General features: G+C 32.6%; 20 protein-coding genes. 13 read left to right on the forward strand and 7 right to left on the reverse strand.

Annotation, left to right across the window (positions count from 1 at the left end; translation table 11 throughout):
* Nucleotides 1-31: 31 nt before the first annotated feature.
* Nucleotides 32-1,411: a catalase gene (locus FH036_RS02505; RefSeq protein ID WP_001002148.1), complete on the reverse strand. Its 1,380-nt coding sequence runs from the start codon at nt 1,409-1,411 to the stop codon at nt 32-34.
* Between the two features lie 272 nt (nt 1,412-1,683).
* On the opposite strand from FH036_RS02505, the gene FH036_RS02510 reads away from it, so the two are divergent.
* From FH036_RS02510 to FH036_RS02530, 5 genes are all read left to right on the forward strand, one after another.
* Entirely contained in the window at nt 1,684-2,901 is a 1,218-nt protein-coding gene (locus FH036_RS02510) for an aspartate aminotransferase family protein (RefSeq protein WP_139895279.1), read from the forward strand.
* Between the two features lie 297 nt (nt 2,902-3,198).
* Entirely contained in the window at nt 3,199-4,221 is a 1,023-nt protein-coding gene (locus tag FH036_RS02515; RefSeq protein WP_000429618.1) for a hypothetical protein, read from the forward strand.
* Nucleotides 4,222-4,706: 485 nt separating this feature from the next.
* Entirely contained in the window at nt 4,707-6,224 is a 1,518-nt protein-coding gene (locus FH036_RS02520) for a glycosyltransferase family 2 protein (RefSeq protein ID WP_070806354.1), read from the forward strand.
* On the forward strand, nt 6,208-8,598 hold the full coding sequence (locus FH036_RS02525; protein WP_257469508.1) for a glycosyltransferase: 2,391 nt from the start codon (nt 6,208-6,210) through the stop codon (nt 8,596-8,598). The genes FH036_RS02520 and FH036_RS02525 overlap by 17 nt, the downstream gene beginning before the upstream one ends.
* 324 nt (nt 8,599-8,922) lie before the next feature.
* Nucleotides 8,923-9,165 (forward strand): hypothetical protein, encoded by a 243-nt coding sequence (locus FH036_RS02530; protein WP_000752185.1) that lies wholly within the window; start codon nt 8,923-8,925, stop codon nt 9,163-9,165.
* A 133-nt stretch (nt 9,166-9,298) separates the two neighbouring features.
* On the opposite strand, the gene FH036_RS02535 is transcribed toward FH036_RS02530, so the two are convergent.
* Both FH036_RS02535 and FH036_RS02540 read right to left on the reverse strand, forming a co-directional pair.
* Nucleotides 9,299-10,786: a glycosyltransferase gene (locus FH036_RS02535; RefSeq protein WP_000335276.1), complete on the reverse strand. Its 1,488-nt coding sequence runs from the start codon at nt 10,784-10,786 to the stop codon at nt 9,299-9,301.
* 87 nt (nt 10,787-10,873) lie between these two features.
* Complete coding sequence (locus FH036_RS02540; RefSeq protein WP_000889732.1) at nt 10,874-11,134, reverse strand: hypothetical protein; 261 nt, start codon at nt 11,132-11,134, stop codon at nt 10,874-10,876.
* A gap of 403 nt (nt 11,135-11,537) precedes the next feature.
* Between FH036_RS02540 and FH036_RS02545 the strand changes: the two genes are divergently transcribed.
* On the forward strand, nt 11,538-12,995 hold the full coding sequence (locus FH036_RS02545) for an MFS transporter (RefSeq protein WP_001186943.1): 1,458 nt from the start codon (nt 11,538-11,540) through the stop codon (nt 12,993-12,995).
* Between the two features lie 56 nt (nt 12,996-13,051).
* Here FH036_RS02545 and FH036_RS02550 read toward each other — a convergent pair whose 3' ends face one another.
* Genes FH036_RS02550 through FH036_RS02560 form a run of 3 tightly spaced genes read right to left on the reverse strand, consistent with a single transcriptional unit; the run spans nt 13,052 to nt 16,225 of the window.
* Nucleotides 13,052-14,161 (reverse strand): DUF4018 domain-containing protein, encoded by a 1,110-nt coding sequence (locus FH036_RS02550; RefSeq protein WP_139895281.1) that lies wholly within the window; start codon nt 14,159-14,161, stop codon nt 13,052-13,054.
* Nucleotides 14,136-15,299, reverse strand: coding sequence for a DUF58 domain-containing protein (locus FH036_RS02555; RefSeq protein ID WP_001014361.1), 1,164 nt, complete (start codon nt 15,297-15,299; stop codon nt 14,136-14,138). The genes FH036_RS02550 and FH036_RS02555 overlap by 26 nt, the downstream gene beginning before the upstream one ends.
* The gene (locus FH036_RS02560) at nt 15,296-16,225 is read right to left on the reverse strand and encodes an AAA family ATPase (RefSeq protein ID WP_000608763.1); all 930 of its coding nucleotides are present in this window, start codon (nt 16,223-16,225) and stop codon (nt 15,296-15,298) included. Before FH036_RS02560 ends, FH036_RS02555 begins: the two co-directional genes overlap by 4 nt.
* A 206-nt stretch (nt 16,226-16,431) precedes the next feature.
* Between FH036_RS02560 and FH036_RS02565 the strand changes: the two genes are divergently transcribed.
* Together FH036_RS02565 and FH036_RS02570 are read left to right on the forward strand one after the other, a co-directional pair.
* The gene (locus FH036_RS02565) at nt 16,432-16,749 is read left to right on the forward strand and encodes a PadR family transcriptional regulator (RefSeq protein ID WP_001092638.1); all 318 of its coding nucleotides are present in this window, start codon (nt 16,432-16,434) and stop codon (nt 16,747-16,749) included.
* Nucleotides 16,750-16,756: 7 nt separating this feature from the next.
* Nucleotides 16,757-17,293, forward strand: coding sequence for a DUF2812 domain-containing protein (locus tag FH036_RS02570; RefSeq protein WP_139895282.1), 537 nt, complete (start codon nt 16,757-16,759; stop codon nt 17,291-17,293).
* Nucleotides 17,294-17,626: 333 nt separating this feature from the next.
* Here the strand turns inward: FH036_RS02570 and FH036_RS02575 are convergent, their stop codons facing one another.
* Nucleotides 17,627-17,872 (reverse strand): DNA alkylation repair protein, encoded by a 246-nt coding sequence (locus FH036_RS02575; RefSeq protein ID WP_098228209.1) that lies wholly within the window; start codon nt 17,870-17,872, stop codon nt 17,627-17,629.
* Between the two features lie 283 nt (nt 17,873-18,155).
* Here FH036_RS02575 and FH036_RS02580 point away from each other — a divergent pair, with 283 nt between their 5' ends.
* The 5 genes from FH036_RS02580 (at nt 18,156) to FH036_RS02600 (ending at nt 21,890) form a co-directional block, all read left to right on the forward strand.
* Nucleotides 18,156-18,539, forward strand: a complete 384-nt coding sequence (locus FH036_RS02580) for a VOC family protein (protein ID WP_139895283.1) — start codon at nt 18,156-18,158, stop codon at nt 18,537-18,539.
* Nucleotides 18,540-18,553: 14 nt separating this feature from the next.
* Nucleotides 18,554-19,096 carry a GNAT family N-acetyltransferase gene (locus FH036_RS02585; RefSeq protein ID WP_139895284.1) on the forward strand — a complete coding sequence of 181 codons (543 nt, stop codon included), beginning with the start codon at nt 18,554-18,556 and terminating at the stop codon, nt 19,094-19,096.
* Complete coding sequence (locus tag FH036_RS02590) at nt 19,096-19,677, forward strand: kinase (protein WP_139895285.1); 582 nt, start codon at nt 19,096-19,098, stop codon at nt 19,675-19,677. The genes FH036_RS02585 and FH036_RS02590 overlap by 1 nt, the downstream gene beginning before the upstream one ends.
* A gap of 162 nt (nt 19,678-19,839) precedes the next feature.
* Nucleotides 19,840-20,574, forward strand: a complete 735-nt coding sequence (locus tag FH036_RS02595) for a LytR/AlgR family response regulator transcription factor (RefSeq protein ID WP_000021638.1) — start codon at nt 19,840-19,842, stop codon at nt 20,572-20,574.
* Nucleotides 20,574-21,890 carry a GHKL domain-containing protein gene (locus tag FH036_RS02600; protein ID WP_139895286.1) on the forward strand — a complete coding sequence of 439 codons (1,317 nt, stop codon included), beginning with the start codon at nt 20,574-20,576 and terminating at the stop codon, nt 21,888-21,890. Before FH036_RS02595 ends, FH036_RS02600 begins: the two co-directional genes overlap by 1 nt.
* The last annotated feature ends 24 nt before the right edge of the window (nt 21,891-21,914 follow it).

Raw genomic sequence — 21,914 nt, forward strand, 5'->3', positions numbered from 1 at the left:
TAATGATTAAAAATGACGTTTTTTTATATTCTCAAAGCTTTTGCATCGCACTTTCAATCTTTTTCACCAAATCAGCAGACACGTTATGAAAATACCCTAAAACGACCTTTCTAATATCATCGGATATAACTTTCAAATCACTAGCTAAGTTTTCAGCAAGATGTTCTTTTTCTATCGGTTTTAACTTCGCATAAAATTCACCAGCCTGTGTAAAGTCATCTTGTTTCGGTATAGAAGTTCTCTCAAGTTTACCTTCAACGTACCTTCCGTCACCGCTCGTTATTTGATTAGCAGGTGTCCAATCTTGCTGTTGGTTAATTGCTAATTTACGAAATTCAGGACCAATTCTTCTTCTTTGAGAATCACTATAAATGTTTGCACGTCCCTGCAACATTTTATCATCTGATAATTCTGCGCCGTCTAGTAAATTAGAAGGGGAGAAAGCGACTTTTTCTACTTGTTCCATATAATTTTCAGGGTTTTTATTTAATACCATTTTGCCTACTGGTATAAGAGGATACACCTTTTCATCCCATACTTTTGTATCATCTAGAGGATCATAAGAAAGATGCGCTTCATCTTTCGGGTCCATGAGCTGGACATATAAACCATATTCCACTGGTTTACCGTTTACAATTGCATCATATAAATCTTTACCGCTATAATCTGGGTTTTCGGCAGCCAGTTTATTTGCTTCCTCGCTAGTAATGAATTGTACACCTTCAAATGGGTACCAATGATACTTTACATACTTTCGATTGCCTTCTGCATTTCTCCAAACATATGTATTTACACTATGTCCTGGGATGTGGCGAAGGCTTTTGGCCGTACCATTATCAGAGTACAAACGGACAACGAAATGTATGGATTCAGGTGCTCTAGCGACAAAGCTCCAAAATCTATTAGGGTCTATTAAGTTATTTTTAGGTGAAGGTGACAACGCTTGAATGGTTTCAGGGAAACGCATCGGATCGCGTACAGAAAAGACAGGAATGTGATTACATAATAGATCGAAAATACCTTCTTTAGTATAAAATTTTGTAGAAAAACCGCGTACATTTCTAGAAGTATCAGGTGTTCCTTTCGTGCTAACAGCTAATGAAAATCTCACCATAACGGGAACTTTCTCATTAGCATTTTGTAGGAAATTTAGTTTCGTATGTTCGGGCATTGGATAGATTGTTTGAAAATAACCGAACGCACCAAATCCTTTTACATGAACAGGTCTTTCTAAAATTTTTTCGTGAATAAATTGTTGTAACGCCTCGTGAAGCACACTATCTTGCTCTAGAACAGGTCCACGTGAACCAACTGTTTGAGAGTGAAGTATAGCTTGTTCATTACGTTCTCCATTATCATTAAAGTCTTTCCTTAGTAAAGATTGTCTCTGTTTATCATAGTGTTCATTCATCAATATAGCCTCCAAATCTTTTTCGTCCATTGTTACTAAATATGATTTTATTGCCTTGATTATGTATAACACGCAAAGCTCAAAATAGTAACAGACCGCTAGATGAGAAAAACGCGTATGTAGTGGACCTGTTGAAATAGAAGAAATTATGGAAAAATGAATATCGGGAAGAACATTACTATTAAAATTTCAATCTTAAAAATGAATTTATACATGACTTTATAGAAAATGAACATAAATAAAACAGGGAAAATAACTAGGAGGAATGTAACATGTCAGATTGGTTTCAATTAGATAAAGAGTATATGATGTCAACGTACTGTCGTACAAAGCTTGCGATAGAAAGAGGAGAAGGGTGTAAGCTGTATGATGTGGATGGTAAAGAGTATATAGATTTATTTTCTGGTGTCGGAGTAAATGTATTAGGATACAATCACCCGAAAATCGTACAAACAACAATGGATCAAGTTACGAAATCGTTGCATCTACCGTTTCATTTTTTAAATCCAGTTGCGATTGAATATGCAAAGAAATTAGTGGATTGCTCATTAAAAAACGGAAAGGTCTTTTTTACAAACTCTGGTACGGAAGCGACAGAAACAACGTTGAAATTAATTGATAAATATAGAGCTAATATGCATGAGGAACGTGAAGGAATTGTAGTGTTGAAGAATAGTTTCCACGGGCGTACGTTAGGGGCACTTCATTTTACGAGACAAGAAAGTGTATATCAAAATTTCCCTAAAACATCGATTCCGGTATATGAAGTAGAGCGCGAGAATATTGAGCAATTAGAAGAAACGATTATTCATGAAAATCCAATTGCGATTATGCTAGAGCCTGTATTAGGTAGCGGGGGTATTTATCCTTTATCGCGTGAATATTTACATGGTGTTCAAAACTTATGTGAGAAATACAATGTACTACTTATCGTCGATGAAGTTCAAAGTGGTATGGGGAGAACAGGGAAACTATTTGCCTATCAAAATTGCAATATTACACCAGATATTATTCAAATTGGTAAAGGAGCAGGAGGCGGGATACCACTAGGTGGAATTATTGTAGGTGAAAAGTTATGTGATGTATTTGCACCTGGAGATCACGGTACAACGTTTGCTCATTCATCAATGGGAACGGCTTTAGGATTAACTGTATTAAATACATTGCTTGATGATGGGTTAATGCAAGAAGCTTATGAAACGTCACTATATTTGAATGAAAAACTGCAAGACATTCAGAAAGAAAATTCGTATTATATTCAGGAAGTGCGTCATGCGGGGATGATGTTTGGGATAAGTGTGAATGACACGAATGAAAATGTGAAGAAATTACAGATTGAGTTAATGAATAAAGGAATGTTAGTCGATGTAACACAAGGGAATATTATTCGATTACTTCCGCCGTATATAATTACAAAAGAAGAAATTGATGCATTTATTACTCAATTTATTTCTTGTATGGATAAAGTTGCTGCTGTAGTAAGTGCTTAAAAGTTAAAAGCTAAATTTTATATAAAGTGCACTCTAATTGTTAAAAATAGTTTTGCAATTGGGGTGCATTTTTTATAGTAGAATTTTGTGAAATACAGTCGTTATTAAATGATAATGAAAAAATAGAAAAAATTTTATTAGATTTGATACATTATATATTGATATTTAGTTGGTGAGGAAAAGAGAAAGTAAATGTGTAAAGATAGTAGATAAAACGAGTGGTACTAACAACTAATGATAGAACGTTTTAAAAATAATAGCATACGAATATATAAATAATAAGAATGAGGTGATATATTGGAAAATAATGATATTCAATTTACTTCTTTACAAATGAGAACGGATAAATATGGTTGGGCTAGTATTCAATATACAAATAAAAAGCAAGCCATCTTATATACTCGAAACGGAGGAGTAGAATGGGATGTTGTTAATCCTCTAAATTCAATTGTGTTATTTGCATATCCAATAAACGCTCGAAGCTCTTGGGCATATGGTTTAACAAAAACGAATGACGATTTATTGCCAGCTATATTTTATACAGTTAATAGAGGGGAAAGATGGAGTGAGTTTATTTTACCGGTTGAAGAAGAATGGGAGAAATCGACTGATGTTCAAGTACAATTGCATGCCACGAATATGGATCGTATATGGATTGTACTATCTAGAAAGCTTGCATCAAATAAATTTGAACATAATTTATACTATTTGAAAACGAAAGGGAAAGTATGGAAAGTAATAAAAAATATAAGTATTCGTGATAGTATTTCAGGGATAACATTTATAAATGATCTAATTGGGTTTATTTCATTACAAAAACAATATGAAACATCGGTGGTATTTAAAACAATAAATGGTGGGGAAAGTTGGCATCCTATAAAAGATATTCCAAGTCTTGAAGGAATGAACAATGGGACTACTATGGCTTATAAAGCAATCTATAAAAATAATTTGTTAGTAATACCAACTAAAATGAATGATGATGTATTTTTAATGAATTATTCATTTGATAAAGGGAATTCATGGCATATTTCAAATAAAACAATAAATACGAGTAAAGTGGCTGTTTCATTTTTTAGTTCCTATTATGGCTGGGTGATAAATAGTGAAAATGGAGGTGTGTATCAAATAATAAAAAAAGGAGCAAAATGGATTAAAGTATCAAGTAATCCATTATTAAAAAATGTATTTTGTTTACATTTTTTTAATCGGCGTAAAGGTTGGGCGTGTAATAAAAAAGAAATATTTACTACAAAAGATCGCGGTATAACATGGAAAAAGGTAGTATATAAAATTAATAATATTAATAAATTTATTTAAAAGAGGGCTGTCCCAAAAGGTGCTTTTTATCCAAAAATAAATAGAAAGTAAAAGGAAGAAACGTTGATTTCATAACGTTTCTTCCTTTTTGATTTCATGTGATTTTACTTCTAAAGAGACTTATGAGACAGCCTCTTTTTTGTACTTTTTATGGTGAGAGTTGTAAGAAACAATGATAAGAGGAAGGAGGTAAGTTCAGAACTTATATTTTCAAAAATAGACGATTGTTTTTACACAGTATAATTCACTTTTGAATATGTTAATAAAGTAGCAAATTCATAGGAAATGGTAATACTTAATATTTTATCCCGCTTTAATGGGCAGTAAGACCCCCACCTCAAAATTCAGCGAAAGCAAAGAATTTAGGGGGAGCGGGCTGCCCATTAAAGTCCGATTGGCGAGGGTTAATAATCAGTGGGGGACGAAGAAAACCCCACTGATTAAAGTTTCACTTTATGTCACATGATGTGTAAAGGGGGCGTGTAATGAAATCGTTAACGGTTATTATTTTGTATAGTGAAAGAGAGCAGATATTAGAAGAGTCAATTCAATCTATATGGAAGCTAAATCCTCTTGAAATTATAATTTTAGTTCCTAACGATAGAAGTAATTTGTATGAAATAGCAAAAAAAAATAAATGCCAGATTGTTTTGATAGATAAATATAGTACGTATTATGAGGGGTATGAAGCTTCTGTAAAGGAAGCAAAAGGAGATGTTTTGTTATTTGTAGATAGTAATTTTTCAATATCTACAAATGAGATGAAGAAATTTATTGAACCAGTTGTTACAAATCAGGCTGATGTAGTATTAAACAAAATAGATAAATTTGTAGAAGTTGGTAAATGTCCAAATATGGATATTGTATGGAGAAAAATGTTAAATGAAATTTTAAGTCGACCAGATTTAAAAAGTAATTCAATACTTTCATTACCATATGCACTTACGAAGGAAGTAGTAGTAAATATCGGCTTTGATTATATGAAAAATATCGTTCTAGCTCATATGAATATAGTGAATCAAGGCTGGCGGATTAACGATCGATATGCAATAAAAACGTTATCTAGAGATGAGACATTACAAGAAGAAGGGTATTTAGTTAAAAAAGAATTGTTAGAAAATGAAAAAGAGAAAGTGGAAAAATATTTAATCGGTATTTCTAAATGGATAGAGAAAAAGGGAAGAAGAGTAGGGTTTACTGATGCAGGAAAAAGAAGAGATATTATTCAAAGATTAGGTGAAAGCAAGCAATATCCTTTTTATCATCGAGGCTGGGGAATGCATTCTTCAATTTATGACGGGAAGCAACTTTCTGTCATTATACCAGTGCAAAATGAAGAAGAAACTATAGAACAAGTAATACTTGAGACAAGAAAAATAGAACCGCTAGAAATAATTGTCGTTGTAAATGGTTCGACAGATCAAACGGCCAGTATCGCTAAAAGACTTGGTGCTACTATTATTGAATATAACGAACGACTTGGTCATAATGTTGGACGTGCTATTGGAGCGCTTGAAGCTACAGGAGATATTCTTTTATTTATTGATGGTGATTTTAGTGTTTCAGGAAGTAATTTGCATCATTTTACAAAAGCAGTTTCAGCTGGTGTAGACATAGCATTAAATGATTTGAATCCGATGTTACATCCTCCGTTTTATGTTGTAGACGTCGTAAAGTATATGCTTAATTTAGCATATGCTCGTCCAGAATTAAGTAATGGCTCATTAGTAGCCATTCCACATGCTATGAGTAGATCATGCTTAGATGCAATAGGCTGGGAAAGTTTACTATGCCCTAGTCTTGCACAAGTAAAAGCTATATTACAAGGGTATAGAGTAGAATGTGTGCATTACGTTGATGTTGTAAAACCGAATAGAATTCGTTTAATGGAGAATGTAAGTCACAATGGACATCCTCCGGCAGTATTAAGAATAATTGGTGATCACGTTGAAGCTCTCTCTTACTTAATAAAACATCTTAAAATGGATGGAAAGGGTGATTAAACTGTTAGACCAGTACAAAAAAATTAACATTTCATATGAAGAATTATGGCAATTAGATTTTCAAACTACGGAACCATTTATACTCAAGGTTGATTGGGATAAAGTAACGTATGAATTTTTAATTCGTATTAAGCCTAATGCTTCCAACACTATTGTTTTTGGATCTGGAGCAGGTGGATTTCAAGAACAGCCAATTGGTCCGCCTATTTTTCATCGACATTCATGGATGGATGAATTTGAAGATACTGTTATATATTATAATGATCCTACATTATATCTCGGAAAATTATCTTTAGGTTGGGGACAGGGGGAGTTAGATAGATTTTACTTGCAAGATATAGCAAATATTTTAGAAATAGTATTTACAAAGTTAAAAATTGATTCGAAAAATGTGTTGTTTTATGGCAGTTCCGGGGGAGGGTTTATGTCTTTAATTTTAGCTGGATTCGTTAAGGGCTCCACAGCTTTCATTAATAATCCTCAAACAAATTTATTAAAATGGATACCTGTACCAATAAATCTAGTTTTCGATTTGTCTTATCCAGGTTTATCAAGAGAAGAAGTTGAGGAGAAATTTGGGGAAAGAATTAATGTTGTGAAATTTTTTAATCACATTAAATATGTACCGAATATTTATTTTTTGCAAAATTTCGCATGTGAATTTGATGTGCAAAATCATTTACTACCATTCATTTCTGAGTTAGAACAACTGGATAAAGATACGGAAATAAATCAAATTGTAATAGATTTATATTTCGATAAAAAAGCAGGGCATGCAGCTGTAGGAAAGTATGAAACAATTGAATATATAAAAAAAGTAAGGCCTAATCCGACTATGAAAGAAGAACAAGAAGAAGTGGATTTGTCAGTCGTTATAGTTTTAGGAGAAGAAAAATCGAAATTGAATCAAATTTTAAGCAAAGTGCAGCATATAAAACCACTAGAAATTATAATTGTAGCTGATGATAGAATGAGTGCAATACAAGCTATACCTACATTTGTTGAGAGTAATGTTGTTGTTATTGAAGAGAAAAATAAATGGAAAGCACCGGTTCATGGGGCGAAAATCGCTAATGGAGATGTAATTTTATTTTTAAATGGAGAAGATGTTATTTTTTCGGTAGAATTAGAACGATTTATAGAACCACTACTAAAAAAGGAACAGGATGTAATTTTGAATAACATAGACTCTGTCTGTTTTGAAAAGATGAGTGTAGAATGGCCAAGTATTGCTATGGTGTATAGAAAAATAGTAAACGATGTATTGGGGCGTATGGATTTAAAATATGATTCGATGTTATCTATGCCATATGCTATTACTAAAAAAGCAATTGAAGACATTGGATATGACACTTTGCAAAATCCCGTTCTATCTCAAATAACTCTTATTGAGAAAGGGTGGCGACTACATTCCTCATCAGCTATAACTAAAACCTCTTTAAATGATATACCCGCAAACAAAACCTCTTTCTATAAAAATGAATTAACTAAATTAGAAGTATGTGAAATTAAAGAGAATATAAAAGCTTTGGAACGTTGGTTACACCGAAAAGATGACAGAGGTAACTATACAGATGGAGGAAGAAAAAGAGAAATTATAGAGCAATTAAAAAAACAAAAAAATTATTCGCGTTTCTATAAAGGTTGGGGGATGAACTCATCAATTTATAATGGAAAGCAGTTATCAATTATTATACCAGCACAAAATGAAGAATCAACGATTAAAGAAGTTATTCTTGAGGCAAGAAAAGTTGAACCGAAAGAAATAATTGTTGTCATTAATGGGTCAACAGATCAGACAGAAGTAATCGCTAAGCAATTAGGGGCAACAGTAATTGTTTATCAAGAAAGATTAGGGCATGATGTAGGACGGGCAATTGGTGCACAAGAAGCCACAGGGGATATACTTCTCTTTATTGATGCTGATTTTGCTATTCCAGCAAAAGACCTTCATCCGTTAACGCAGGCTGTTGCGGATGGTGTTGATATGGTTTTAAATGATTTAAATTTAAATCTTAGATTTCCTCTATATATTGTAAGTTTATATAAATATATGTTGAATATTGCTTGTAACCGTAAAGATTTAGGTGTGGGATCCACAATTGCTGTTCCCCACGCTATTAGTAGAAAATGTTTAGAGGGAATCGGGTGGGACACTCTTCACACAGCATGTGTTGCGCAAGTAAAGGCAATATTAGAAGGATATAAAGTCGAATGTGTCCATTTTGTAGATGTAATGAAACCAAATCGTATTCGTCCAAATGAGCACTTTGCAACAGTAGGACATCCACCAGCTGTATTGAGAATTACCGGCGATCATGTAGAAGGGCTTTCTTATTTACTAAAGAATAGGGATTTTAAAGATTTATTTTAATTTGGAAGATACTTTACTAATAAGCGTAGAATAGCAACGGATAGAGTATAAGTTGAGTATTGGAATGAAACAAAATTTTAAAAAAGTTACTCTTTTGGTTCAGGTATAAGTGAAAACTTCTTCAAATACATGAAGAGGTTTTTACTTTTTTTATATTTCAGTAAAAGATGACTTGAGTTTCTTAGTTGCTTTAGGTAGTTTAATCAAACGTTAATTTCCTATTAAAGGAATAGTAAAATAACATTTAATTTATAAAATTTAGTACGAGAGTCGTGTCCGAATTTAATTAATTGCATATATTGTTAAAGGAAAGGAGGGAGAGTTATGGCATGTATTACGAATAATGTTTGTTTAGATGTATGTCTTAAAATTACAATTACCCCTGGTAGTGGAATTGATGCAGAAGTAGATTGTGGGGACACATGTGGGACAAGTCCTACAATTGTAATTAATCCTAGTGGATCCATTGTTATTACTTTACCATTAGTTGCATGTTTCTCAATTGCACTAAATGATGATTTAAGTGTTGAATCTTCATTAACAAGCCTCTCTTTTCAAACTTCTTAAGAAATGAAAAGCCTACCTTCTACTTTTCTTTTGAGTTGATGTAAAAATAAAAAAGATGGTTACAAACCATCTTTTTTATTCTGTCATATATTAAAAATGAGATAACATATTACTTAGTAGGCAGGATGTAGAATTAAAAGTATTCTTTTTGTTCGATCAGGTAAGAAATTGCTTCTATATGATCACCAATGATTTGTTGTGTTGCTAATGAAAGGCAACCTTCCTTAGAGAAGTGTTTTTCAGGTCGAACACGATTCAATTTATCAACGTCGACAGAATGGACATTTTGTACATGAAAGCCTGCTAAAATTGTTTTCACTTGACTTAAAGTTGGTGAAAGAAGGGAATCAAATCCAATTGTATCAATGCATTTTCGACTAAAAGCATGAGGGACAGCAGTTGTGGATCCCATACCTAAATCTTTTCGATTACATGCTAAATTAACAGCATACTTACATGCGGTGACGATAGTATAAGGAAGGCGATACATGTAGTAGTGCTCTAGTTTATTTAAAGCTAAATCGGCTCCGTTTTGAATAGATTGTACAAATGGTAATAAATCAGAACTAGGAATTAAGAAATCACCATCGATAAATAATAATATATCACCTTTTGCAAAATATGCACCAACGGCACGTCCGGTATCAATGCCGAGTGCTTCTTCGTAACTTATAACTGTTGCACCGCAACCCTTCGCCAATTCTTCTGTTTTATCTGTTGATCCATTAACAATAACGATAATTTCAAAAGGTTTTAATTTTTGCACCTCAAAAATGATAGATTCTATCGTTTTTTCTTCATTTTGAACAGGGATAATGATGGATAATTGTTTATTTCCATAAGTATTCGAATAAAACTCTTTACCTGTAATTATTTTGGGTATAGCTCTTTGTTCGCCGTTTTGAAGTTCCAAAATAATATCCCGTCTTCGATTATTATCGGTATAGTTTCCTCGTGGATTTTGCTCTATATTGATCCAATTTGCAATAGCTTCAAGATGATAATGAATGAGTTGAGTTGAAGGAAAAGAGGGAACTTGAGGGATAGAAATGTTGAATTGATCGCAAATCCGAAATTTATGTTCAATAATTTTCATTTGAGCCAATATTGGATTTGATAAACTATTTGGAGTAATTACGTCAAGCACTTCTTTTGTCATTGCATAGGGAGGAAATAATAAGGAGTTAACATGTAAATCTGGGCGATGAAAAAAATGATTCGTAACTTGTTGCCAAATCATTGCTATATTTGGCTGTTGTTTTTGATAAAAAAAATCGTCTAAATTATTTAATACGACGTCAGTAGATCCATTTTGTAATGGTTGAAGAAATTGTATAAGTAAGGGGGGAGGAACCATGTAATTTTCATCTAAAAATAAGAGATACTGCCCCTTTGCTTTTTTTGCACCAATTACATAAAGATTAGTAGAATCTATCGGTTCTTCTAGTGTAATGATTTCAAAATTGTAGGGATCTGCACTCTCAATTGAATCCTGGATATCTCCGTTAATAGTAAGGATAATTTCTAAAGGTTGTAGTTGTTCACATGCTTCCAAAATTCTAGGTAAATTTTTTATTTTATGTCGTATAGGGATAATAATAGAAATTGAATTTTTACACATAAGCAGTCTCCTTTTTAATCAGAGGTAGTTGTTAATAAGATTAGATAAAATAGGAGATAAATTTTCTTCTTGTTATAAACATAACAATCATTTATTTTTATCAGACTCACAATTTTCATTACTTGAATTAGAACTTTTATTTATTCCAGAAGCGAGTAAATTATTGAGAACGCTAAGGTCTAATTGCATAGGGATTGAGTTTTCGGATGTAGTTTTCTCATTTTCTTTTTTTGTAGTTAATATAGTCTTTATATTTTTAATTTCTTTATATTGTTTTAAGGTAATGAAAAATCCAGAAATAATTAAGAGAAAAGAAACAGTAGCAAATAAAAGTATTATTTCCAACATAAAATAGCCTCCTTTAAACCTATAATAATATTATAGTTGAATGTCATAAGACAAAATTCGAGCTAATGAGTTCACTTTTTAAATATATGCAAATCTTTAGTAAAAGTTACTGATTTCTAGGTTAAAGGAAGCAATTATAGAAACGCTATAAATATAAATAAATTAAAGTTTTATTTGTAGTGTAAAGGTATGTATTATATAAGCTAAACGTCATTTTATAACAAGTTCAATAGGGTGTAAATTTATATAAAAAGAGCATTTAATTGGACAAATAATTAATTATATGAAATAATAATAACAGAAAAGGAGACGTTGTTTTTCCTTAAGTGCTTCGAATTAATTTTATTCAATAAGAGAAGGTGTGCTTAAAGAAGTTAAATTAAATAAGGAGCTGTTTTATTATATGCAACAAAATAATGATTTAAATTTTGAACCTCAAGACGTTAATATTGTTAATCCTAAACAAGCCAGGAAAGCAGTAGTTGCTACTGGTATTGGGAACGCAATGGAGTGGTTTGACTTCGGATTATACGCGTATTTAGCGGTAATTTTAAGTCAATTATTCTTCTCAGGTGTTGATAATAGTGGCTTGCAACTTGTACTTACATTCGGTACATTTGCAGCGGCCTTCCTCGTTCGACCAATCGGAGGTGTATTCTTTGGTAGAATAGGAGATAAGTACGGCCGAAAAATTGTGTTAAGTACTACTATTATTTTAATGGCACTTTCTACATTATTCATCGCATTACTACCAACCTATGAACAAATTGGTGTATGGGCACCAATACTACTTTTAGTTGCCCGAATGATTCAAGGCTTCTCTACAGGCGGCGAATATTCAGGAGCAATGGTTTATATCGCAGAATCTTCTCCAGATAAAAAGCGTGGTATACTCGGTAGTGGTCTTGAAATTGGAACACTCTCAGGTTACATTGCTGCATCGGTAATTGTTACCATTTTGACGTTATTGTTAACAGATGAACAAATGCTCAGCTGGGGCTGGCGTATTCCTTTCTTAATTGCTGCACCAATTGGTTTGGTCGGTTTATACTTACGCCGTCATTTAGATGAATCTCCCATCTTTGAAGAGATGGAAAAAGCACAAGAGGAATCTGAAGACAATGAACAATTTTCATTTATGGATATTATGAAATATCACAAAAAAGACTTCTTATTAAGCACAGTAATTGTCGCCTTCTTTAATATTACAAATTATATGATTCTTTCGTATATTCCTTCTTATCTAACTCAAGTACTTAAAGTCGAAGAAACAACAGGCTTACTAATTATTTCTATTACGATGGCACTTATGATTCCACTAGCACTATATTTCGGTAAATTAAGTGATAAAATTGGTAATAAACGCGTCGTGCAAATTGGTTTACTTGGTTTAACTGTATTTGCAATTCCAGCATTTTTACTAATAGGTAACGGGCATATTGCAGCTATATTTGCAGGTATTTTCGTATTAGGTTTCTTCCTAAGTGTATATGAAGGAACATTACCTTCATTATTACCATCACTCTTTTTCACTGATGTACGTTATCGAGCACTTTCAATCTCATTTAATATTTCTGTATCGATATTTGGTGGTACAACACCACTTGTATGTTCATACTTAGTTCATGCAACCGGTAACCCGCTTGCACCAGCATTTTATTTAACAGGTGTAAGTATTATTGGATTAGTTGTATTTAGTGTACTATTCGTTACAACATCAGGACGTGCGCTAAAAGGTTCATATCCTACAGTAGAAACGAAGAAAGAAGCACACCAAATCGCTAAAGAAGACCCTGAAGAAACACTTTGGTGGCATGAAGAGTCATTAGAGATTGAAGCAGGAAAAAACGCCTCAATTTAAAAAGTAACGTAGAAGTATAAAAAGACTCCTATGAAAATAGGAGTCTTTTTATTGTGTTACTTCTTCCTTTTCTTTAAACTCTTCTGATACATATAAAGCTTATGAATCTCTTCCTTAAATTCATACAAAAGTACGGTGTTTTCCTCATTAGAATAACGCACTGTATTATAAGCATTTATAATAATATGAGTCTCAATATTTACATTTTCTTCACTATTTATTCTTCCTAACCATGCTTCAACAGTTTCTCCGCGATTTCTATTTAAAGGAGGAATTAACTTACTCTCAAGCTTAAAAATCTCTTTTCGAATTTCGTTATGTGGCGGTTTGTTTCGTTTCAAACGTTTTTGGCTCATTCCTTCTTTATCAGTGATGATAGTAGATTCGAAAGCAGGCATATTTGGTAAAATTAATTGTTTTCGTTTTTTGATTATTTTCCAAACGACGTAAATAGCGATAGTTGTACAAGCAATTATGGTCATGCTATTTATAAGAGTTGGATCAAAATCAGGAGGTGTTTTTCCATCTTCAATTTGTGGTTTTAAGAGATGACCTTTACTCGCCCAAACTCCTTCAGTATCTTTCAATTCAGCTGCTATGAGAAACGGATTTATAATATAACCGACCCCTAATGCGACTATTTCTATGATAAAACTAAAAATAACTCGAATAAAAGGAAAAACTTGAACAATTAATATACTCATTACACCAATCGTAATGATAGAAGCGAAACGTAATAACTGTTGATTACGATTTGCTCCAGTTAACCAAAATGTAATCATAATGTGTATAACTAATAGTAATAGTTTCCCGAGTGGTGGAAAAGGCGCATAAAATATAGCTGAAACACCAAACCAAACAATACCACCTAACAATTTTTGAACTGGGTATCCTGGTCCGACTACATGTACGATAAAGAAGAAAAGTGGTAACATAATTGTGCCAAATAGAGAGAAAGGGAGAAAGATAGAACAACCGATTATTTGAGTCATTAACAGTATGACAAATCCAGTCGTTTTTTTCTTCATTAATTTATGAATAAGAAATACGGCAATATAGCTCGTTGCTAAAAATATAGTAATAGCTATAAGTTCGTCCCTTTCTGTTAATAACGAAAGGAGGAGCAGCAGAATAAAGTCATTAACGTGATAGAGCCAAGTTTTCAAGCTTTTCCACCATCCCTTCGTTATTTATGAGAAACGTAGGTTGCGATAGAAGAGAGAGGTCATTCTTCTGCAAGCCAATGTAAATCATTGTAGACGATCGTTCTCCTTTTCTATTTGTATAATGGAGAAATCCTTGTTTCGGAATTAGTGTGCTATCGTCTGAAATACGTGCCAATTCCTCTAAAGCTTTTGCGTAATGTGTTTGTCCTTCATTTAATGGTAAGTGCAGAGGGCCACCTTCAGCTAATACACTAATAAATAATTCAAACGGTATTTGATGCTTCGTAGCATATTGACAAATGTATGTTGCAAATGAAATGAGATCTTCTATATTATCTTTCCAACCAAACCCGCGATTAGCAGCTAATGAAAGGCAAATTGTCCAACTATAATTTTTAACAGGTTCATATTGCTTTGCCTGTAATTCCTGCATTTTTGCAGATGCTTTCCAATGAATGGAGCGGAAAGATTCACGTTCGTACCGTTTCACACCGATAATAGATGTTTCATCATTGTAAAAAGAAAAATTCGTTCGATAAGATCCATTTAAAAGTTGCTGAAGTTCTTGCAAACCTGCTACTTCTTTAGGGGATGGATACACAATAATTTCAGTTCTTAATTTATCAAATACAGGTAAATGTACAGATAATAAATGAAAAGGATCTTTCAAAACACATTCGAACTGTTCAATTTGAAACACACCGCGCTTCGTTGCAGTTAATGATAAATCCCATTTTTGTGCTGAATGGGCAGGTTGTGAAAATGGGAAAGAGAATAGTGTTTTTGATATTTGTTCAATTCCTTGATCTTTATGCGGTAGTAGGGACGTGTCTAAATGAAAATAACAAACACCATTAACGAGTGGTATGTTTGCTCCGTTTTTTAAATGAATAAAAAACTGTCCAGATTCATCTGGGAATAAACGTGTTGTTTGTTTCTCATTTATCACTTGAAATTTTTTCTCTATGTAAGCGACATATTTATAAATGAAAATCGCAAATAAATAATAAAAGAAAAAGAAAAACATAATGATTCGTTGTGGCATAAAAAACGTAAATAGTATAGCGCCTGGAACAGATAGTTGAATAATATGAAGTTGGAAAAATAAAGGTACAGTTACAACGCGCTGTCCATTCATGCTTGCTCAATCTCCACAGGTACGTCCACTTCTTTTAAAATCTTTTGCATCATTTCATTTTTTGTCGTACGTAATGCGCCTTCCATTGATAAGACGATACGGTGATTCCAAACAGAAGGAACTAACAATTGTATATCTTCTGGTGTGCAATATTCTCTCCCGCGTAAAAAGGCTAGCGCTTGAACTGCACGTACTAAAGCAAGTGTGGCACGTGGACTTACACCGTTAGCGATGTAATCATGATTTCTTGTAGCGTGAGCAAGTTTAATGATGTAATGTTCTAACGGTTCTGATACGAAAATTTCTTTTACTTGTTTCTGTGCATCTAAAATATCATCTAAAGTAATAACAGATGTGACACTTTCTAGTGGTGCATCGTTACGAAAACGTCGCATCATTTGTAGTTCATCTTCAGGATTTGGATAACCTATAGAAATTGTCATTAAAAAGCGATCAAGCTGTGCATCTGGAAGAGGGAACGTTCCTTGTGATTCAATTGGATTTTGCGTCGCAATAACAAAGAACGGTTTTGGAAGAGGAGTTGACTGCTTTTCAAGCGTCACTTGTCGTTCTTCCATCGCTTCTAATAAACTAGACTGTGTTCTCGGCATTGCACGGTTAATTTCATCTGCCAGTAGAATGTTTGCCACGACTGGTCCGAGTCTTAACTCGAATTCGCTCGTTTTCGGATTGAAATATTCAATACCTGTCACATCACTCGGAAGTACATCCGGTGTAAATTGAACGCGAGAAAAATTACCACCAATACTTTTTGAAAGTGTTTTCGCAAGTAACGTTTTCCCAGTACCAGGTACATCCTCAAGAAGTACATGACCGTCAGCAAGCAAGGAAACGATTAATAGATCTATAACATTTTCTTTACCTACAAAAACTGATCCTATATTTTCCTTCAATTTATTTATCATATATATCATTCCTTTCAAAATATAAACGGGTATTTCTATATTTTAACAAATTATTCAGAAAATTTATATGATTTTTCAATTCGAAGAAATAAATATTCAATTATTAAATTATACTCTTGCATATTTTGGAGTGTGAATATATAATATCGGTATACGATGTATCGTAAGTCGATATATCATGAAGCGATGTATCGGAGGTGGTTATAATGAATACGAAAGCGAGAAAATATATTCCGTTAACTGAGGCGACATATTACATATTGTTATCCCTAGTGAAACCAATGCACGGATATGGAATTATGCAAATGGTAGAAGAGATGACAAATGGAGAAGTAAAACTCGGTCCTGGAACTTTATACGGGAATACGACGAAGTTATTAAAAGAGAAATTAATTATTGAAGTTGCCTCAACAGATAGAAAGAAGTGCTATGAGTTAACGCCACTTGGTAAAGAAGTATTAGAGCTAGAGTATAACAGGTTGCAGAGATCTGTAAGGAATGGAAATAGTATATTAGGGGAGTGAATGAGAGATGGAGACAAAAAGGGTATTTAAGTTTTTTACGGCATGGAATTTAGAAAAAGAAGAAGCTTTTTTACGAAAGATGCATCAGCAAGGTTGGGCATTACAAAAATATAATTTAATGTATACGTTTCAGAAAACGGAGCCAAAAGATGTAATATACAAAGCTGATTTTAGATTGGTTTATAGAGATTCGAAAGAACAACAACAAGAGTATTTCGAAATATACGAAATGTCAGGTTGGAAACGCGTAACAAGTTTCACAAGATGGAATTATTTTTGTAAAGAAGTAGAAGAGGTAAATGAATTGCCTGATATTTACTCGGAAAAGGAGACGAGGATACAAAAATTAAATGAGTTATTAGTATTCTTTGTTATTATGTTAGCAGCTATATTACCATCGATGTATAATCTATTTATAAGTCCGATGGAATCAAGAGTGCCAATTTGGGCGAAAGTTATAACAGGTCTTTCAGGTTGTATGTGGATATACTTCTTTATAAGACTCACTTGGAAAATTAAGAAATTAAAAAGTGAAATATTATAATAAAAAGTGGAGTTTAAAAGAAGTTGATTTTGTAAAGAGGTAATTAATATGGGAATCAACTTCTTTTGTTTCTATATAATCGTATTTTTGCTCACTCTTTTTTATATAATAAAAATCTATATGAAGGCACAAAATTAACAATATCAAAGCCCAATACCCTGAAAACAATAAATGAAGAAAAAAGATTCATATTGAGGATCAAAAAATAAAAGATGACTAAAAAGATGTGGGGTGTAACTTATAATAAGGAAGAAACACGTTTTTTATTAAAGTATAAAACGAAAAAATCCCCTATAGAAAAATCTATTTCTACAAGGGATAATCATGTTTTTATTAGAAAGACTGATTTTGAGCAGGTTTAATAAATTGTTCAGGATTTTCAACAAGTCCGCATACAGCACATTGGACACGATAAGTAGGTCCTTGATAAGCCAAATGAAAAGCATTCATCGTTTCATTTGTGTATTCTTCTTCTACTTGACCAGTTTGTGGATTTAATTTGACTGGTTTTACTTGTTGCTCAAGAATATTAAAGCGAGTGCGGTTCGTTTTACAACTTGGACATAGCATTGGTTCCATATGTATACACCTCCATTTGTAGCATTTCTTAAACTCATTAATTTTATGCAAGCAAAAAAACTTTCTCAATATAAATAGGTGTTTAATGTATTTAAAATTCAGAAAAAATAAAATATAATAAGAGTACGAACTGGTTATGTCCAAACCAAATCTCCTGTTTTATGCCAATAAGCTGGGAGGCCGAGAAATCGGCCTCATTTTTTTGTGCTCGTTACTATAGGAAACAAGGTTTTTATGAGACTTTTGTCGAAATTTTAGGGATGGATATAAAGGGGGATGTAAAATGAATTTAAAAATGAAGTACATCATTTTATACGTAGAAAAGTTTGAGGAATGTTTAAAATTCTATAAAGATATTTTACAGTTACCTATAAAATCAGAGCACGGTACATATATTGAATTTAATACGGGATCTACAATATTAGCAATGAATACGCGGCAAGATGTGAAAGAATTAACAGGATTACCACTTACAGAAGGCGAGTTACAATCTTCTCATTTTGAATTAGGATTCGTTGTTGAAAATGTACAAGAAACGATTGAGCAATTTAGAGAACAAGGTATTACGGTTTTAGTTGAACCAATTGTAAAGCCATGGGGGCAAACCATTGCATATATTGCCGATCCAGATGGGAATTATATTGAAATTTGCAGTTCATTAGAATAGAAGGAGAAAAAGAGATGGGGTTTCCGAAACTAGAAACAGAACGTTTACAATTAAGAGAATTAACGCTGTTAGATGCAGAAACGATGTTCCGTTATTTTTCAAAAGAATCGGTTATACGTTATTTCGGAATAGATTCTTTCGAAAATATTGAGCAAGCGAAAACAACGATTCAAACGTTTAAAAATCGTTATGAAGAGGGAAGTGTATTTCGCTGGGGAATAGAGAAAAAAGGGACAGGTCAATTGATCGGAACGTGCGGATTTCATTTAATTAATCATCATCATAAGCGAGCTGAAATTGGTTATGAATTAGATGATACATATTGGGGACAAGGATACGCATCGGAAGCGTTACAGGCGATTTTAACTTACGGGTTTGAAATGCTGCAACTTATAAGAATTGCTGCTGTTGTATATGTAGAAAATAAAGCTTCTCAAAAATTATTAAGTAAAGCAGGATTTCAAGAAGAAGGATTACTTCGAAAACATATGATTCAAAATGGAGTTGCGCATGATACCATTTTATATTCTTTATTAAAAGAAGAGTGGAAGAAGTAATGAGTACAAACGAACTTATAACTATTATGAAGAAGCATAGGGAAAATAAATTTATTTTAGGTATAGATGGTTTAAGTCGTTCGGGAAAAACAACATTCGTTGCAAATTTAAAGGAAAATATGAAACAGGAAAGCATTCCGTTTCATATTTTTCATATTGATGATCATATAGTGGAGCGTAATAAACGCTATGATACCGGATTTGAAGAATGGTATGAGTATTATTATTTGCAATGGGATATTGAGTGGCTTCGGCAGAAATTTTTTCGAAAGTTACAAAATGAAACAAAACTAAAATTACCGTTCTATAATGATAAGACAGACTCGTGCGAAATGAAAAAAGTACAGATCCCCATAGTAGGTGTAATTGTAATTGAAGGCGTTTTTCTACAACGAAAAGAATGGAGAGATTTCTTTCATTATATGGTGTACTTGGATTGTCCAAGAGAGACAAGATTTCTACGCGAGAGTAAGAAAACACAGAAAAACCTTTCAAAGTTTGAGAATAGGTATTGGAAAGCAGAGGATTATTACTTAGAAATGGAATTGCCGAAGGATAGGGCGGATTTAGTTATAAATTGATTTGAAGAAAACCTCAACTTTTTGTTTGAAAAGTTGAGGTTTCTCTATGTAATAGCAGATTAATTATTTCAATTAATGAGAAGGAGAATATTATTATAATTTGAATTATATATTTATAGATAAATCTATAGATGAAAAGATTTCAATAAAGCGAGTGATTACATGAGTATTTTCATTTTAGAAGACGATGTCATACAAGCACAGCAAATGAAGCGGCTAGTTGAAGAGATTTGTGAGAAGTATAGGTTGCCTTTTGATTTTATTGAGGTGACTAGTAAAAGTGAAAACATTATTACTAATATTCCAAAGGCGAAGTATGTCCCAATCTATTTTTTAGATATAGAGATAAAAAGAGAAGAGCGAAAAGGGTTACACGTGGCGCAAGAAATACGAAAGTATGATACGCAAGGAATTATTGTGTTTGTAACGACACATTCTGAATTTGCACCTATTTCATATCAATATATGGTATCAGCATTAACTTTTATTGATAAAGGGTTGTCATATGAGGAGAGATATAAAGTTTTTGAACAATGTTTACTTCAATATGAAGCAAGAAATAAGCATATTATTCCGTCCGATGACTTTATCGTTGAAAATAGTAATGCCACTGTGCGGGTTCCTTTTTATGAAGTTGAATATGTTATGACTGATGAACCGCACCGGTTAGCATTAGTGACGTTAGATCGAATCGTTTATTTTTATGGAACCTTAAAGGAAATTGAAATAATCGATGAACGTTTATTGCGTTGTCATCAATCATATATCGTGAATACGAAGCAAATGTCTTCTTACGATGCGAAGCAAAAAATGATAGTTTTAAAAAGCGGAAAACGCATTCCAGTGTCACGGCGTTTAGTGAGTAAAGTACGTAACATGTTAAAGGGTGAGATGTAATGTATATTTATGATTTATTTGCAATACTGCTTACTAGTATGTGTCACACGTTTTTATACATACAATTAATCCGGTACAATAGATTATCATATAAAATGTTAATAGCTTTAAGTGCGGTATTCATTATTTTACTTGCTATTGTTGTAACAGTAACGAGATATCCAGAATTGAATAGTACGATTGTGTTATTTTTAATAAGTTTAGGATTAATGCAAAATGAATTGAAATTTAAGCATAATTTATATTTTGCACTGGTGAGTATGGTGATTATAACGTTAGTGAAAATGTTGCTATTAGATTTAGGGATGAAAATCTTTATGTTAACGCCATTCAATTTATATTTATGGACAGGTAGTATGATTCATCTTATCGTATCAATCCTTACTTTTATCGGTATTTTAGTAGCGCGTAAAAGAATTCAAAAAATCGCTCAATATATAGTAGGTAGTCCGTTATATTATATAACTTACATATTATTAATTATCGGGTTTATTATTGAACTAATTTTAACTCAGCCGTCAACTGAGTTTTTAGCAAAAATAAATCAACAATACAGTGAAGTAAGTTATAATTCAGCGATTATTATTTTTTTATTATTACTAATCATCGTACTAATAAGCTCACATTTATCGAAAGAAAAGTTACGAGAAGAGCATGAAAAACGTTTAGATAAAGAGTTATTAGATTATGTGGAGAAATTAGAGGATATGCATGATGAGCTTGCTAGTTTTCGTCATGATTATATGAATGTATTACTATCGTTAGAAGAAGGAATACGTACAAAAAATGTGAAAGAAATTGAGCAAGTGTACTACGATGTTATTGCTCCCACATTAAAAACAATAAATGATCATGAACTTGATATCGCAAAATTATCTCGCATACAAATTCCTGAAGTAAGGAGTGTATTAAGAGCGAAAGTCGGTACTGCCCAGCAGCAACAAATAAAAGTAATGCTTGATATACCAGAGAACATTGAAAGTGTTTCGATGACGATTATTTCATTTATTCGTATCATTTCAGTTTTAGTAGATAATGCAATTGAGGAAGCAGTATGTAGTGAGGAAAAGATATTACAAATCGCATTCTTTGAAATGGATTCACGACAATATTTTATCGTGCGTAATAGTTCAAAGGGTGAAGCGATTGATTTACAAAAAATTTATGAGAAAAACCATTCAAGTAAAGAAGGTGCTAGAGGGTACGGGCTATTTTCGTTAAAACGAATCATAAATAAAACAAATAATGCGACGTTAGAAACAACTTATGTAAGTCCTTATTTCACACAAACATTTATATTAAATGAGATGAAATGACCATCTATGATGAAAAGGAAACCG

The sequence above is a fragment of the Bacillus sp. CD3-5 genome (assembly GCF_006349665.1).
Taxonomy (GTDB): domain Bacteria; phylum Bacillota; class Bacilli; order Bacillales; family Bacillaceae_G; genus Bacillus_A; species Bacillus_A paranthracis.

Excerpts from the sequence above, each read along its gene's own strand:
- FH036_RS02520 (WP_070806354.1), top strand. The coding sequence starts at position 4,707 with ATGAAATCGTTAACGGTTATTATTTTGTATAGTGAAAGAGAGCAGATA.
- FH036_RS02530 (WP_000752185.1), top strand. The coding sequence starts at position 8,923 with ATGGCATGTATTACGAATAATGTTTGTTTAGATGTATGTCTTAAAATT.
- FH036_RS02555 (WP_001014361.1), bottom strand. The coding sequence starts at position 15,299 with ATGAATGGACAGCGCGTTGTAACTGTACCTTTATTTTTCCAACTTCAT.
- FH036_RS02590 (WP_139895285.1), top strand. The coding sequence starts at position 19,096 with ATGAGTACAAACGAACTTATAACTATTATGAAGAAGCATAGGGAAAAT.
- FH036_RS02505 (WP_001002148.1), bottom strand. The coding sequence starts at position 1,411 with ATGAATGAACACTATGATAAACAGAGACAATCTTTACTAAGGAAAGAC.
- FH036_RS02595 (WP_000021638.1), top strand. The coding sequence starts at position 19,840 with ATGAGTATTTTCATTTTAGAAGACGATGTCATACAAGCACAGCAAATG.
- FH036_RS02585 (WP_139895284.1), top strand. The coding sequence starts at position 18,554 with ATGGGGTTTCCGAAACTAGAAACAGAACGTTTACAATTAAGAGAATTA.
- FH036_RS02535 (WP_000335276.1), bottom strand. The coding sequence starts at position 10,786 with ATGTGTAAAAATTCAATTTCTATTATTATCCCTATACGACATAAAATA.
- FH036_RS02575 (WP_098228209.1), bottom strand. The coding sequence starts at position 17,872 with ATGGAACCAATGCTATGTCCAAGTTGTAAAACGAACCGCACTCGCTTT.
- FH036_RS02540 (WP_000889732.1), bottom strand. The coding sequence starts at position 11,134 with ATGTTGGAAATAATACTTTTATTTGCTACTGTTTCTTTTCTCTTAATT.
- FH036_RS02510 (WP_139895279.1), top strand. The coding sequence starts at position 1,684 with ATGTCAGATTGGTTTCAATTAGATAAAGAGTATATGATGTCAACGTAC.
- FH036_RS02570 (WP_139895282.1), top strand. The coding sequence starts at position 16,757 with ATGGAGACAAAAAGGGTATTTAAGTTTTTTACGGCATGGAATTTAGAA.
- FH036_RS02545 (WP_001186943.1), top strand. The coding sequence starts at position 11,538 with ATGCAACAAAATAATGATTTAAATTTTGAACCTCAAGACGTTAATATT.
- FH036_RS02525 (WP_257469508.1), top strand. The coding sequence starts at position 6,208 with ATGGAAAGGGTGATTAAACTGTTAGACCAGTACAAAAAAATTAACATT.
- FH036_RS02580 (WP_139895283.1), top strand. The coding sequence starts at position 18,156 with ATGAATTTAAAAATGAAGTACATCATTTTATACGTAGAAAAGTTTGAG.
- FH036_RS02600 (WP_139895286.1), top strand. The coding sequence starts at position 20,574 with ATGTATATTTATGATTTATTTGCAATACTGCTTACTAGTATGTGTCAC.
- FH036_RS02565 (WP_001092638.1), top strand. The coding sequence starts at position 16,432 with ATGAATACGAAAGCGAGAAAATATATTCCGTTAACTGAGGCGACATAT.
- FH036_RS02560 (WP_000608763.1), bottom strand. The coding sequence starts at position 16,225 with ATGATAAATAAATTGAAGGAAAATATAGGATCAGTTTTTGTAGGTAAA.